This window comes from Streptomyces sp. SUK 48 (assembly GCF_009650765.1).
In the GTDB taxonomy this organism is placed as follows: Bacteria; Actinomycetota; Actinomycetes; order Streptomycetales; family Streptomycetaceae; genus Streptomyces.
Window position 1 is genome coordinate 1701001 of sequence record NZ_CP045740.1, and the last position, 13130, is coordinate 1714130.

At 74.5% G+C, this 13130-nt stretch carries 12 protein-coding genes; 7 read left to right on the forward strand and 5 right to left on the reverse strand.

The genetic code is table 11. From position 1 onward, the window contains the following. Positions 1 to 98: 98 nt before the first annotated feature. The 5 genes from GHR20_RS37385 (at position 99) to GHR20_RS07205 (ending at position 3529) form a co-directional block, all read left to right on the forward strand. Complete coding sequence (locus GHR20_RS37385; protein WP_241670528.1) at positions 99 to 608, forward strand: hypothetical protein; 510 nt, start codon at positions 99 to 101, stop codon at positions 606 to 608. Continuing rightward, entirely contained in the window at positions 605 to 907 is a 303-nt protein-coding gene (locus GHR20_RS07190; RefSeq protein ID WP_148023184.1) for a DUF6317 family protein, read from the forward strand. The genes GHR20_RS37385 and GHR20_RS07190 overlap by 4 nt, the downstream gene beginning before the upstream one ends. Further along, positions 907 to 2205, forward strand: a complete 1299-nt coding sequence (locus tag GHR20_RS07195; RefSeq protein WP_153812677.1) for a hypothetical protein — start codon at positions 907 to 909, stop codon at positions 2203 to 2205. The genes GHR20_RS07190 and GHR20_RS07195 overlap by 1 nt, the downstream gene beginning before the upstream one ends. Further along, the gene (locus GHR20_RS07200) at positions 2183 to 2734 is read left to right on the forward strand and encodes a hypothetical protein (protein WP_243877963.1); all 552 of its coding nucleotides are present in this window, start codon (positions 2183 to 2185) and stop codon (positions 2732 to 2734) included. The genes GHR20_RS07195 and GHR20_RS07200 overlap by 23 nt, the downstream gene beginning before the upstream one ends. Before the next feature lie 99 nt (positions 2735 to 2833). Beyond that, complete coding sequence (locus tag GHR20_RS07205) at positions 2834 to 3529, forward strand: hypothetical protein (protein WP_153812678.1); 696 nt, start codon at positions 2834 to 2836, stop codon at positions 3527 to 3529. 20 nt (positions 3530 to 3549) lie between these two features. Here the strand turns inward: GHR20_RS07205 and GHR20_RS37390 are convergent, their stop codons facing one another. The 3 genes from GHR20_RS37390 to GHR20_RS07220 all read right to left on the reverse strand — a co-directional run bounded on the left by GHR20_RS37390 (position 3550) and on the right by GHR20_RS07220 (position 7272). After that, positions 3550 to 4140 carry an FHA domain-containing protein gene (locus GHR20_RS37390; RefSeq protein WP_243877964.1) on the reverse strand — a complete coding sequence of 197 codons (591 nt, stop codon included), beginning with the start codon at positions 4138 to 4140 and terminating at the stop codon, positions 3550 to 3552. Next, entirely contained in the window at positions 4124 to 6124 is a 2001-nt protein-coding gene (locus GHR20_RS07215; RefSeq protein ID WP_153812679.1) for an AAA family ATPase, read from the reverse strand. Before GHR20_RS07215 ends, GHR20_RS37390 begins: the two co-directional genes overlap by 17 nt. Before the next feature lie 68 nt (positions 6125 to 6192). Then, positions 6193 to 7272, reverse strand: coding sequence for a hypothetical protein (locus tag GHR20_RS07220; protein ID WP_194858834.1), 1080 nt, complete (start codon positions 7270 to 7272; stop codon positions 6193 to 6195). On the opposite strand from GHR20_RS07220, the gene GHR20_RS36720 reads away from it, so the two are divergent. Beyond that, positions 7249 to 7635 (forward strand): hypothetical protein, encoded by a 387-nt coding sequence (locus GHR20_RS36720; RefSeq protein WP_194858835.1) that lies wholly within the window; start codon positions 7249 to 7251, stop codon positions 7633 to 7635. The genes GHR20_RS07220 and GHR20_RS36720 overlap by 24 nt on opposite strands. 172 nt (positions 7636 to 7807) lie before the next feature. Here GHR20_RS36720 and GHR20_RS07225 read toward each other — a convergent pair whose 3' ends face one another. After that, positions 7808 to 11125, reverse strand: a complete 3318-nt coding sequence (locus GHR20_RS07225) for a protein kinase (RefSeq protein ID WP_153812681.1) — start codon at positions 11123 to 11125, stop codon at positions 7808 to 7810. Between the two features lie 170 nt (positions 11126 to 11295). On the opposite strand from GHR20_RS07225, the gene GHR20_RS07230 reads away from it, so the two are divergent. Further along, complete coding sequence (locus GHR20_RS07230) at positions 11296 to 12477, forward strand: macro domain-containing protein (RefSeq protein WP_243877965.1); 1182 nt, start codon at positions 11296 to 11298, stop codon at positions 12475 to 12477. Here GHR20_RS07230 and GHR20_RS07235 read toward each other — a convergent pair. Continuing rightward, entirely contained in the window at positions 12452 to 13129 is a 678-nt protein-coding gene (locus tag GHR20_RS07235) for a 4Fe-4S single cluster domain-containing protein (RefSeq protein WP_153812683.1), read from the reverse strand. The two genes, GHR20_RS07230 and GHR20_RS07235, sit on opposite strands and share 26 nt — an antisense overlap. Between the last annotated feature and the right edge of the window lies 1 nt (position 13130).

The following is a 13130-nucleotide window of genomic DNA, read 5'->3' on the forward strand; positions in this document are numbered from 1 at the left end:
CCATGGCCCGGACATAGCCGGATTTGCCCCGCCGTCCGCTGGCTACCGTGGTCGGGCCTGAATCGGCCACGCACGACCACGGGGAAGAGGTGACGGCGGTGACGGCGCCGATACGTTCACGGCTGCTCGATTTCGTGGAGCCGGAGCCCGGACCGCCGGGGGGTGAGCCCGCGCAGGACGGTCCGCGACCGCGCCGTTCGGCCCTGCTGGACCTCGCCGAGTCCGCCCCCGCGCCGCCCGCAGCCGACGGCCGCCCCGGTCCCCGGCCGGGTGTGCCGCCGTACCACACGCCGGTGTGCGTGCCCGCGCATCCTCGTTCGGTCGCCGGGACCGGCAGCGAGGGCCGCCCGGCCCGTGTCCCCTTCATCATGGTCGAGCTCTTCGGGCATCCCGCGCGGGGCACGGTCGCCTTCGCCTTCACCTCCCCGGCGAAGCTGGCGGCCGCACTCGGCGAGGCGCAGCCGTGGGTGGCCGGTTCGCTCGGTCCGCTGGCCGAGGAGATGGGCGGGCGGGGCATCACGGTCCTGCTCGATCCGCGCGTCGCGCCCGGAGAAACCAACTGGCGGCCGCGGGACCTGGCCGCCCTCGCACAGGAGGTGCGCCGGTGACGGCCGACTTCAAGGTCATCTACGACGACCTCACCGGCCTTGCCAAGGCTTTCCACGACCAGGCGGGCGACTACCGCAAGCTCGCCCCGGACGTGTCCCCGGCCATCGTCAGCGGCGGTGACCCGGCGCTGGACGCGGCCGTCAAGGAGGTCGCGGACCTCATCATCGGCCTGCACACCGGGCTCGCCGACCGCATGGACGACCACGGCGACAAGGCGGCGTACGCGCGTGACTCCTTCCACCGGCACGACGTGGACGTCCACGGCGTCTTCGAGGACCTGACGGAGGGTCTGGACTGATGGGCGACAGCTGGGTCGGCGGAGACATCGGCGGGCTGCACACGATGGCCACCACCTACAAGAACGCCAAGGACAAGCTCGACGGCGTGGTCAAGCCGCTGAGCACCGCGGTGGAGAAGCTGGCGGGCGACGCGAGCTGGAAGGGCGAGGCGGCCGAGACGTTCCGCGGCAAGTGGAGCGAGGACGAGATCACGGCCGGCGGCTTCGCCGAGCTGGTGCACCAGGCGGGCACCATCCTGGGCACCCTCGCCGACGCCCTGACCACCTGTGAGACGTCCCTGCAGAACGCGGAGCACACGGCGGCCGGCAAGGGCGTGGTCTGCGACGCCAAGGGCGCGCCGCAGCCGATCATGACGGCGGACCCGCCGAGCGCGGACGACCAGAAGACCATCTCCGCGATGAACGACTACGCGAAGGTGCGCGACCGGGTCCTGCACACCGCCCAGCACGCGCGCCTTCAGGCGGCGCAGCAGCTGTCGGACCTGTACGACCAGGTCACGTCGAAGGACAGCTCGGTGTCCCAGGGCGACAAGGTCACCATCGCGGACTATCTGCGCGGCCTGTACGCGTACGACGCCGAGGACGCCCGCGCCGGCGGGGAGAAGGCCCGCTCCAAGCTGGACGACGCCAAGCAGGCGGCGCAGGACGCCAAGAAGGAGCTGCGCGCCGAGCGCAAGGCGTACCAGAAGGCGGGCAAGGCGCTGCCCAAGGACCTGCCCGCCAAGGGCGCGTACAAGGACGCGCTCACCAAGGTGGACGACCTGGAGGACGCGATCGCGCGCGCGGAGAACGGCAGCACCAAGCTGCCGTACGACCGGGCGCTGAACGTGAAGCTGGCCGACGCGGCGGATCTGCTGCGGGCGGGCAAGGGCCTGGAGGCGGTGCCGGACTTCCTGAAGGAGATCCCGGTGCTGGACGTGGCCGCGGCCGGGGCGTGCGGGCTGCTGGAGGCGTCCGACGACCATGACAAGGGCTGGTCGTGGCAGAAGTCGATCGCGGTGGACGGGGGCGCCAACGTCGCGGGGCTCGCCGCCGGTACGGCCATCACGGCGGGCCTGGTCGCGGCCGCGCCCGTGGATGTGCCCGTGCTGGTGGTGGCGGGAGTCGGCGGCGCGGTGGTGATCGGCGCGACCGGCATCATCGACCACTCCCTCCACGAGCACTGGAGCGAGGACATCCACGACCACGGCGTGGTCGGCGGTGTACTGACAGGGTCGGGGCATGTGCTGTCCAAGACCGGGGGCGACTTCAAGCGACTCGGAGAGGACGCCTGGCATGGCATCAAGAGCATCTTCTGACGCCCCGGCCGCCCCGGCCCCCGCCCGCATCCCGGCCCTGCCGGGGCTCGGCACCACCTGGTACACGCGCGGGGCCCGCTACTGGCTGCGCCGGGCGAGCGGTGCCCTGCTGTGGTTCCTCGTGCTGGCCTTCTTCTGCTACGCGGCGCTGGAGCTGTACAGCGGGTTCCGCGAGCAACTGCCGTCGGCGGTGCGCACGGTGTGGGACTGGGCGCAGGCCGTGGCGTCCGTGGTGGCGCTGGCGTGGGGCTGGCTGGTCCAGCGCCGGGACCATCGCGCGAAGCTCCAGGACCCTCCGGTCCCCGACGAGTTCCGCGCCGGCAAGCGCGACGAGGTGCGCCGCACCACCTGGCTGACGCTGGTGGGCCGACTGCTCGTGGTGATCGCGGCGCCCGTCCTGCCCGCCTTCGCCGCCTGGGCCGTCGGCTGGTGCGCGGCGGCGTTCACCGTGCGCGAGTACCCGAGCGAGGTCGGCGCCCGCCGTTGGCTGGAGGGGCAAAAGGGGCGCGGTGGTACGTCCCGGGGGTGAGCCCGTGATCGCCTGGCCACCCAGCGAGTTCGTGCTTCTGCCGCACAGGCAGTCGTGTGACACTGTCGTCCCCGTTCCCCCTCCCACGAGATGTGCGCCGTGCGTTCTCTGCCTCTGCCGCTCGCCCTCACCGCCCGGCTGACCCCCGTCGTGGTCCTCGCCTGCGCCGGGTGGGCCCTGTCCGCCTCCCCCGCCACACCCCAGGCGTCGTCCACCGGGCACCGGTCCGGGGCGGGCGCGCCCGGCCCGTCCGCGTCGTCCGCCGCGCCCTCCGCCTCGTCCGCGTCGACGTCGTACTCCACCGCCTCCTCCCCCTGCTCCGCCGTGTCCGCCTCGACCGTCGGCGATCTGGTGCCCGGGGCGAAGGCCGCCGGCAAGGAGATCCCCTCGACCGACCCGAAGCTGCGCCGCACCTGCTCCTGGAACGCCCTGCACGGCTACGCGTACCACTGGCTCGACGTCTCCTACGAGATCAGCGGCTCGGCGGACGAGGCCACGCAGGAGTACCAGCAGCAGGTGAGCCGGAGGACCGGCGGCGGGAGCGTGCCGGGGCTCGGGGACAGCGCGTACTCGGTGGTCGGCCTGTCCACCGAGGACAAGCAGCAGACCCGCGAGGGCGTGGTGATCGTGCGCGTCTCGAACGCGCTGGTCGTGGTGACGTACAGCGGCAGCGACTTCGACACCAAGAAGGCGCCGGGGACGGACGAGATCAACAAGGGTGCCATCAAGGTGGCGCGGGCCGCGGTCGGGGCGCTCGGGGGCGGGCGGTCCGCGAGCGCGTCCGGGTCCGGCTGACCGGTCTGCCCGCTTGGTCGTCAGGGTGCCGCGTCGCCCGGCTCGTCCTCGATGCCCCGGACGACGAAGTCGACCTCGGGGCCGAGGTCGACCCGGTCGCCGTCGCGCAGCCGGACCGGGGAACCCGGTGTCAGGACACGGTCGTTGACGCGGGTGCCGTTGCTGGCGCCGCGCGGGACCTCGGTCAGCCAGGCGGCCCCCTCCGGGGTGTGGACGAGGGTCGCGTGCCGCGCGGAGACCGTCTCCTCGTCGGCCATGAGAGCGGCCGCCTCGGGGGCCCAGCTCTCGCTGCGCCCCAGCCGGAGCTCCGCGCCGCGCGGCACGTCGAGGTGCCGGCCGCCGCCGCGGAAGACCAGCCGCAGCACACCGCCCGCGAGCCGGCGCGCCTGCCGCTCCCGGGCACCGACCGGGGACAGGCAGCCGGGGCACACGCCCGCGCCGGCGGGGACGACGGCGGCACACCGCGCGCAGCGCGCGCCGACGGCCGGTGGCGCGGGCGCGGCCGTCGGGAATGCGGTCAGTGGCGGGGATGCGGTCGGCGCGGACCCGAAGTTCTCGTCGACGGACTCCCACCCGTCATCGTCGTCGTACCCGTCAGGCTCCTCCGCCATCCGCGGCCCCCTTCTTGATGACGACCGTCGTGTCCACCCGTCCGCTCTCGGTCTCCCGTACGCCGGTCACCACGACCGTGCTGCCCGGCCCGAGGTCGGGCGCCGCGAACAGCTCCCGGGCGAGCGGGTTGATGAGATGCGTCTCCAGCACCATGCCGATGCCCCGGCCGCCGTTCCACTTGTCCCGCGTGCAGTGGTCCAGGAGTTCACGCCGGGCACTGTCCTCGATCTCCAGGGAGAGCTGGTGCCCCTGCGCCAACTGGCGCTGGATGTTACCCACTTGGAGATCGAAGATGCGCTCCGCGATCGCGTCGGAGATGAAGTCGAAGACGACGACGTTGCCGCCGATCCGGTTCATCAGCTCGGGGCGGCCGATGACCTCCTCGAAGTGCTTCTTCACGTTGTCCTTGACCGTGGTCTCCAGCTTCTTGTACGGCGTGCCCGGGGCGACGATCCACTTGCGTTCCTTCGTCTGCGGATCGGTGTGCTGGACGCCGAGGTTGGAGGTGAAGATGAGCACGCACTCGCTGAAGTACGTGGTGACCCCTTGCCCGTCGGTGAGCCGGCCGTCCTCCAGGACCTGGAGGAACTTGTCGAGGATGCCCTTGTCGGCCTTCTCGATCTCGTCGAAGAGGATGACGCGGAAGGGGTTCTCCCGTACGGCGGAGGTCAGTTCGCCGCCCGCCTCGTAGCCGACGTATCCGGGCGGCGCGCCCACGAGCCGGTCGGCGGAGTGGGCGGCCGAGAACTCGCTCATGTCGAAGCGGAGATACGCCTGGTCGCTGTCGAAGAGCACCGAGGCCACGGCCTTGGCCAGCTCGGTCTTGCCGGTGCCGGTCGGGCCGGCGAAGAACAGCACACCGCGCGGCCGGTGCCCCGGGTTGGTGGCCTGCGCCCCGGAGAGGCCCAGCGCGGCCCGCTTGAGGATGTCCAGGGTCATCGCCACGGCCGCCTCCTGCCCCAGCACCCGGCGGGGGATGGACCGTTCGTTGTCCGGGTCCTCGCCGGCGAGGATGCGCCGGCGGATCTCGCCCCGGCTCCAGGGGTTCTTCTCCACGCCGAGCCGGTAGATCCGTACGGCGTCGGGCATCGCGGTGAACGGCATGCCCCGGGAGCGGGCGAGCTTCACGCTCTCCTCCATGGCCCGCAGGCTCAGTCCGGTGGCCGCCCGGGCGAAGGCGCCGACAAACCGGGCCGCCTCCTGCGCGTCCGTGTCGCCGGATACGGTACGGCCGCCGCCCGCGCCCTTCCCGGCGTACCGGTCGTAGCGCTCGCGCAGCAGCCGCGCCATCGTCGTACGCTCGTCCGCGTCCGGCTCCGGCACGGCGACCGCCCGGATCCGCTCGCTGCCGGAGATCAGCCAGCCCGGTACGTCCCGCTCCCCCTCGGCGAGCCAGATCACCGGGTTGAACCGGCCCGGCTCGTCCGGGACGACGGGGTTGCCGGTCCAGGGCTCCAACGGCTTTGCCTCGGTGGCGAGTTTGAGGCAGGCGAGGAAGAAGTCCCGCTCGTCGGGGGTCGGCCGGGACGGGTCGGTGAGCAGACGGGAGGAGTGGTCGACGACCAGCGCCAGCCGCAGCGGCCGCAGCCGGCGCCCGTCCCGCATCATCTCCTCGCGCCGCTCCGCCCAGCCGGAGGTGATGTTCCGCATCTGGTCGAGCACCGCCTGGCGCTGGGCGGCGTTCTGGCCGGGGAACTCGCGCGGGCCCTGGAGCAGTTCCTCCAGGGCGGTCCGGGTCTCCCCGTCCCCGGCCGCCACATGGAACCCGCCCACCTGGTCGCAGAGCACCAGTGCCTGGTAGCCGATCTCCCGCAGCGGGTTCCAGAGCACGTCGAGCATCGGATGGAAGCGGTCCCGGCCGCGCCGGCTCACCAGGTGCAGATCACGGATGTTGCCGTGCAGCACGTACTGCGCGTGCACGCCGAGCGTTCCGATCAGCTCCTCCACGAAGGGCGGGAGCCGGTCTTCCTTGGACAGTTCCATCGTTCCTCCCCCCGGTCCGCGGGCACGGACCGTGTGCGGGCATGCCTCTCAGTGGCGCTTGCGGCGGTTCAGCGCTGGTCCCGGCGGCGGTCGTCGCCGTCGGCGGTCTTGTACCGCGGACCCGTGTGGTGGGCGGGTTCCGGCCGGACGTCGTCCCTCGCCGGCGGCTCGTCGAGCGACACGGCGCCCTCCCCCGGTACGCCCGGCAGCGCGCCCTCGGTCCGTACGTCGAACTCGATGTCGACGCCCAAGTCCTTGATGATCCGCTGGAGTTCGCCGATCCGCTCGGGGGTCTGCGCGCAGCGGGCGTCGTCGAGGGCGCGCTGCTCGGGGGTCCGCTCCGGCCCGCCGCGGTACATGGTCGCGACCCTGAGCGCGCCGTCGGACACCGTCGCCCTGAGCCAGTGGCCGGGCCCCCAGCCGTCCGGTGTCCAGTCGAGACGGATCTCCTGCCCCGCGGGCCGGCCGGCCTCGGTGGGCCCGCCGAACCTCCGGGCCAGTTCCTCGACGGCCCTGGCGCACTGGTCCCGGACGTAGATGGTCTCCAGCGCGCAGCGCCGCTCCTCCACGGCGCGTTCGACCACGGCCAGTTCCTCGCGGTTCAGCGGGACGGCGTCGTCCAGGGTCCGCCGCAGCAGTTCCACCGCCTCCGGTGCCGGGGCGAGGTCCTCGGCGTCCGCCGGGGTCTCGTAGACGAGGAAGTCGTAGTGCAGCGCGGCCCGTTCCTGGGCCTCCCGGGTCAGGCGCGCGTCCTTGTTGGCGTCGCGGACGTACTTGCGCGCCTCGTTGAGGTGGATGCGCGCCCGGCGGGGGTCCTCGGCCGCGCGGCACACGGCGTGCCGGACGGCACCGGCGGCGAGTTCGGCGGCCTCGGAGACGGCGTAGGGGTCGAGCCCGCCGAGGATCTCCGCGCCGGCCCGGCGGACCTCGTCCGCGTCCGGGGCGGGACGGGGGGCGCGGTCGGAGGTCTGCCGGGGCAGCCGGCGTTCCTCGGCCTCGGCGGTGCGCTCCGCGGTGAACAGGTCCAGCGCCCGCCGCCGGCTCTCGCGCAGCGCGCGCTGCCAGGCGTCGTCGCCGTCGTCCAACCGCAGTTCGGCGCCGAGGCGTTGCTGCTCCCACGCGGCATGCCGTTCCTCCGCCCGGCGCACGTCCTCCTCGAAGCGGGCCAGTCGCTGCCGCAGGGTGCGCAGTTGCTCGCCGACCGGCTCCAGCGGTGGCGGCAGATCGGGGTCCGGCGGGCCTCCGCCCGGGCCGCCCGCGGCACCGGCCCGGGCCACCCGCGCGAGCAGGGCGCGCCTGCGGGCATTGACGCGTACCGCCGCGAAGGCGGCGTCCCGCCACTGTTCGGCGGCCGTCGCGGCCAGTGCCTGCTGCCGCTCCAGGCAGCGCTGCTCCTCCCCGCGCGCACCGCGGCGGCGGCGAGGACACGGGTGGTGAGCAGGGCGGCCCGGCCGACGAGCAGGGCGCCGCTGAGCGAGCCGAGGGCCTGGAGCGCGGCGTCGCCGGCCTGATGCACCGTGTGCTGGATGAAGTCGCCGGCGTGGGCGGAGAGGTGGCTGGTCGCGCCGTGCGTATGGAGCAGGCCGGTGTGCGGCAGGGCCTGGGCGTCGACGGGCGGCGGGGGCGGCGGGAAGGTCACGGTGGGCATCACCATGTCCACCGTCGGGAAGGCGAGACCCGAACTCATGCCTGTCCTCCTGTGCTGTCGGACCCTGGCTCCGCCGTCGTCCCGGACGTGGTCGCGGAGGTCGTCTTGGGGGTGGTCGCGGGGATCGTCTTGGGGGTGGTCGCAGTCGCCGTCGTGGGCGGGGTCGTTGCCGTCGACTCGTGTCGCACCGCAGACTGCGGCTCCGGTGTCGCCTCGGGGCGGGGCTCGGACGATGACTCACCCGCGGTTTCGCCCGCAGCCTCGCCCGCAAACTCGGCGATCGTCGCGGAGGGCGACTCGGCAGTCGTCGTGGACGTGGCCGCAGAGGTCGTCTCGGCGGTGGTCACGGTCGCCGTCGTGGGCGGGGTCGTTGCCGACGACTCGTGTCGCGTCGCGGACTGTGGCCCCGGTGTCGCCTCGGGGCGGCGCTCGGACGATGACTCACCCGCGGTCTCGCCCGCAGCCCCGCCCGCAAACTCGGCGATCGTCGCGGAGGGCGACTCGGCTGTCGTCGTGGACGTGGTCGCGGAGGTCGTCTCGGGGGTGGTCACGGTCGCCGTCGTGGGCGGGGTGGTTGCCGTCACCTCGGGCTGCGTCGCGGGCCGTGGCTCCGCCGTCTCCTCGGGCTGCGTCGCGGGCCGTGGCTCCGCCGTCTGCTCGGGCCGGGGCTCGGCCACCGGCTCGGCCACCACCCCGGGGCAGAACCCGGCCACCCGCCCGGTCGCCCCCTCGGAGCCGACCCCGGCCGGCGGCCCGGTCGCCGTATCAGCCGTCGGTTCGAGCCGCAGGCCGTCCGGCCGACGTGCCCGGTCTGCCCGAGGTACCCGGTTTGCCCACCGCGTTCGATCCGCCCGCCTCGTCCGGGCTGCCCGCCGCGTCCGGCGGCGGTCCAGGAAGCGGCGCGGGTGCCACCGGGACAGCCGGTGGCCCGCCCGTCGGCGTCGCAGCCGGCGCTCGTGGCGGCCGCGCCACCACCAGGCCAGCAGTCGCCGCAGGCCCCACTCCGGCTCGGGATCGGGCGGCAGCCCGGCGGCCCGCAGCCGCCGGCGCTCGTGCCGGCCCCGCCACCAGGCCAGCAGCCGGCGCAGGCTCCACGCGGACTCCGGATCGCGCGGCCGGCGCAGCCGCCGGTGGGCGAGGCAGCGGCGGACGCTCCACACCGCGACGGCGACCGCCGAGGCGAGCGGCCACACCCAGGGCGCGCGGACGATGGCGTAGAAGCCGAGGAAGACGGCGAGCACCAGCAGCGCCGCCGTGAGGTAGCGGCCGGCCCGGGTGCGGGCCAGCCGGGCGGGGCGCTCCGCGTGCCGGATCAGCAGGCCCGCCAGCGATCTCTCCGGGTGGTAGAAGGGCGGCCCGATGTACGCGGCGGTCCACAGCTCCGCCGCGAAGACGAACGCGGCCGCCGGCAGCGCCTCCAGCCAGGCCGTCACGACCGCGTCCTGCGCGGCGCGGCCCAGGACGTCGGCGAGGCCGATGACGAAGGTCCAGGGGGCCGTGACGACCGTGGCGCCGAGCAGGGCCCAGCCCAGGGTGGGCAGCCGGTCCAGGCGCCGCAGTACGGCGAGGAGTCCGGCCTGGTCCGCCGCGAGCATCCGGTCGGCCTCCTGGACGAGCCGCCGCCGCCTGAGTTCCTCGGCCGCGAACCGGGCCTGCTCGTACAGGAGATGGGCGGCGAGCAGGCGCAGGTCGTCCTCGCGGGCGTCGAGCAGCGCGTCGAACCAGGGGACGCGCTCCGGGAGCAGGGCGCGCCGGCGCAGGATGTCGTCGGTGAGCCGGCTCCGGGTGCGCTCCGGTTCGCGTGCCAGCTGAAGGAGCCAGGCGTCGACCGCGTCGGTCCGCCGCAGGGCCGCGGCCACGCCGGGGAGGGTGCCGATCTCATGGCCGCGCAGCTCCCGGACGGTGGGCTCCCAGCCGGCCCGCAGGGTGTGCCAGGCGCGGCCGGTCTCGTCCAGTCCGTGGCCGCCGGGCCGCTGGGCGAGTCCGGTCAGTACGGCGGGCCGCTCCGCGAGGTGCCGCAGCAGGGAGACCGCGTCGGCGTGGCCGTCCCTGGCGCCCTGGCACAGCAGGCGCATGCCGCGTACGTCGAGGTCCGCGCCGTGCCAGGAGACATCGAGGCCGGGGCCGAGCCAGTTCAGGAGCCGTACCACGGTGCCGGCGGACGGCGGGCGGTCCAGTTCGGCGCGCAGGGCCGCGAGCCGGCGTAGTTCCTCGGGGCTGCGGGCGCCGGTGGTCTCGAACTGGCCCAGCCACGCGACGAGTTCGCCCCGGTCGTCGGCGGCGGCCAGCATCCGGGCCGCGGAGACGTGGTTCTGGTCGAGGTGGAGGGCGAGCGCGTCGGTCCCGGTGAACTCGCGCCCCATGAACGGGAAGGGCCGGATCGCGGGGCGCGGGTCCTCGTCGTCGAAGACCCGCTCGTCGGTGCGCGGGGCGACGTCGGGGTCCTTGCCGTCCAGCCAGTCCCCCACCTGCCCGGCGTGCCAGCGCTTCTCGGGGGCCCGGGTGAGCAGGCCCTCGCAGAGCCGGCGGGTCCTGCGGTCGCCGATGCCGCTCAGGTCGGGGTCGTGCGTGGCGATCTCCGCCAGCACCTCCTCGTCGCGGCGGAAGTCGACCGGGTGCCTGCCGAGGGCGAGTTGGGCGATCACCATGCCGAGCGACCACCAGTCGCCGGCCTCGGAGACGGTCTGCCGCAAAAGTCCGGCCTCGGGCGCGAGGTAGAGGGGCTTGCCCCGCCAGTCGGTGCGGGGCTCCTCGGCCTCCTCGGGCCGGTGGACGGCGGCGCCGAAGTCGATGAGGACGAGGTCGGCCGTGTCCGCGCGGCGGGTCTGCACCATGATGTTGTCGGGGGTGATGTCCCGGTGCACGACGCCCCGTCCGTGCAGGGCGGTGAGGGCGTCGTACAGCTGGCCCACCAGGTCCTTGACGGTCTCGGGGCGCAGTTCCCCGCAATGGTCGGCGTGGTACCTCGCGAGGTCCTCCTCGCCGTGCGACCAGTACAGGTGCCAGGGGTGTCCGTGGGCCTCGCCGGTCTCCAGGAGCCGTTCCAGGTGGGGGGCCTCCTCCTCGGCGAGTTCGCGCAGCTCCTGCTCGACGTCGGGGCCGGGGGCGTGCAGCCGGTGGTACCACTTGAGCACCAGGGGTATCTCGGGAGCGCCATGACGTGCCGTCAGGTCGCGCACCCTGAGCACCACGGCCTCGGCGGGCCGCCGCGCCCGGGACAGTTCGGCGACGAGCAGGAAGCGGTCCGCGAGTTCCCGCGGAACGTCGGAAAGGACCGGTCGCGTCTCCACGGCCCGGGCATTGGTGAATCCGCCGTCCTCGACGGGGACGACTCGGGTGGGCGGCGTGCTCATCGACTTCCGATCTTCCGGGAAACACGCTGGGCGCGCCACCAGGGCGCGGCGCGGAACGAATCGGCGCGATGCGCGGATCGCGGGACGCCGAAGATATCCGAAATCCCGTCCCGCGAAGGGGAGTTTCCCGCAACTTCAACGGGCAATCCGCCGGGTCTACGATGTGCCCCATGCACCCGCTGCCCGCGCACGAAAGCCTGGTGGAAGAACTTCGGGAAGTGCGGCGCCGCGGGCTGCCCGGGCTGCGCCGCTGCCCCAGGGACGCGCTGCGCGAGGCGGCCGTCGCGGCCGGCCTGTGCGACGGGGAGCAGGACGAGCAGAGCGGCATCGAGGAGCTGCTGGGCGCGGCGGTGCGCCGGCTGGCCGGGGGGCATCCGGTGCGGGACGACGACTCCAGCGATCCGCTGGCCCGCGCGGCCGCCCATTCCTTCGGGATCTTCCCGGCCCGCCGCGGGGTCCCCGGCACCGACCGGCGCAAGGCCGCGGCGGGGGTCTACGGGGTGACCACCGAGCGTTTCCGCAAGAGCCAGGAGCACGACGTCATCGAGGAACTCGCGGCGGCGGTCCTGGCGGTGGCCCGGGAGGCACGCATACGGGAGCGGGACGGGCGGCGGGACGGCGAGCCCTGGCCGCCCGGCGCGCGGGAACCGGCGGCCCTGGCGCCGCCCGCGCCGGGGCGGGCGATACCCGGCACCGGTGTCCAGGACCGGGCGCCGGGCGTCCGGCCGGGCGCCGCCCCGGCGGGCCGGATCACCGTCCGGACGTGCCCGATCGAGCTGGTGCGGGACGTGGACATCCTCGTCTCCTCGGAGAACACGTTCCTGGAGATGTCCAAGACCTTCCGCTCCACGGTGTCCGGGGCCCTGCGGCGGGCCGCCGCGCTGCGGGACGCCTCGGGCGAGATCGTGGACGACGTCCTCGCCCGCGAACTGGGCGTGTGGCTGCGCACGCACGAGGGACCGGGCGTGCCCGTGCGACCGGGCACCGTCGTGGCCACGTCGTCCGGCGCGCTGGCCGCGCAGGGGGTACGGCGCGTCCACCACGCGGCGATCGCGGCCCCGGTCGGCAACGGCGAGCGCTACCACGTGACACCCGCCGTGCTGGCCCAGGCGGTGCGCGCCTCCTTCGAACTGGCCCGCCACGAGGCCGACTTCCTGGCGCTGCCGATGTCCTCGATCTGCTTCCCGCTGATGGGCACCGGGCGGGGCGGCCTGTCCGTGCCGACGGCGGCCCGCGCGCTGCTCGGCGCGATCGGGCAGGAGCTGCGCCGGGACCCCTCCTGGTCGGTGCTGCTGGTCACGCCCGACGAGGGGCACGCCCGGCTGCTCATGGCCGCCAGCTCCGCTCGGTGAAGGCGACCCCGCCCCGCCCGAGCAGGCGTTCCATCTCGGCGAGTTCGCCGCGCAGCGGCACCCCGTACAGCCGCAGCTCCCGGCCCTCGCCGCCGGCCAGTTGCAAGCGCCGGCCGGTCGACTCCCGGTCCAGGTAGGGGGCGTAGCGGGCGGCGCCGCGCGGGGTCAGGGGCTCGATCCGCTGGTTGGCCGAGCCGCGCCAGAGCAGCCGGGTGGGCTCCGCGACCCGGAACCGGCCGGTGATCACGGCGTCCGCCCCGGCGAGGACCCGGCGCCGCTCGGGCGTCAGCTCCGCCGGCTCGTACCCCGTGTACACCAGCAGGTCGGGGGAACGGGGCCCGGCGCTCCCCTCGTGCCGCCGGGCCTCGTCCCTCAACCGTGCCGCACCCGCGAGGAGTTCGGCGAGCGCCGCCGCCTGCTGGAGGGGCTCGCCGCCGCTGACCGTGAGGCCCTCGGCCCCGTCGGCGAGAGCCTCCCGCCAGCGCGCGAGCACCTCGGAGACGGTGGCGGACGTGCCGCCCTCGGGGTCCCAGGTGTGCCGGGACATACATCCGGCGCAGGCCAGTGAGCAGCCCTGGAACCAGATGCCGAGCCGCCTCCCCGGGCCGAGCGTTTCCAACGGGTAGTGGGTCCCGTCGAGGCGTATTTCCACG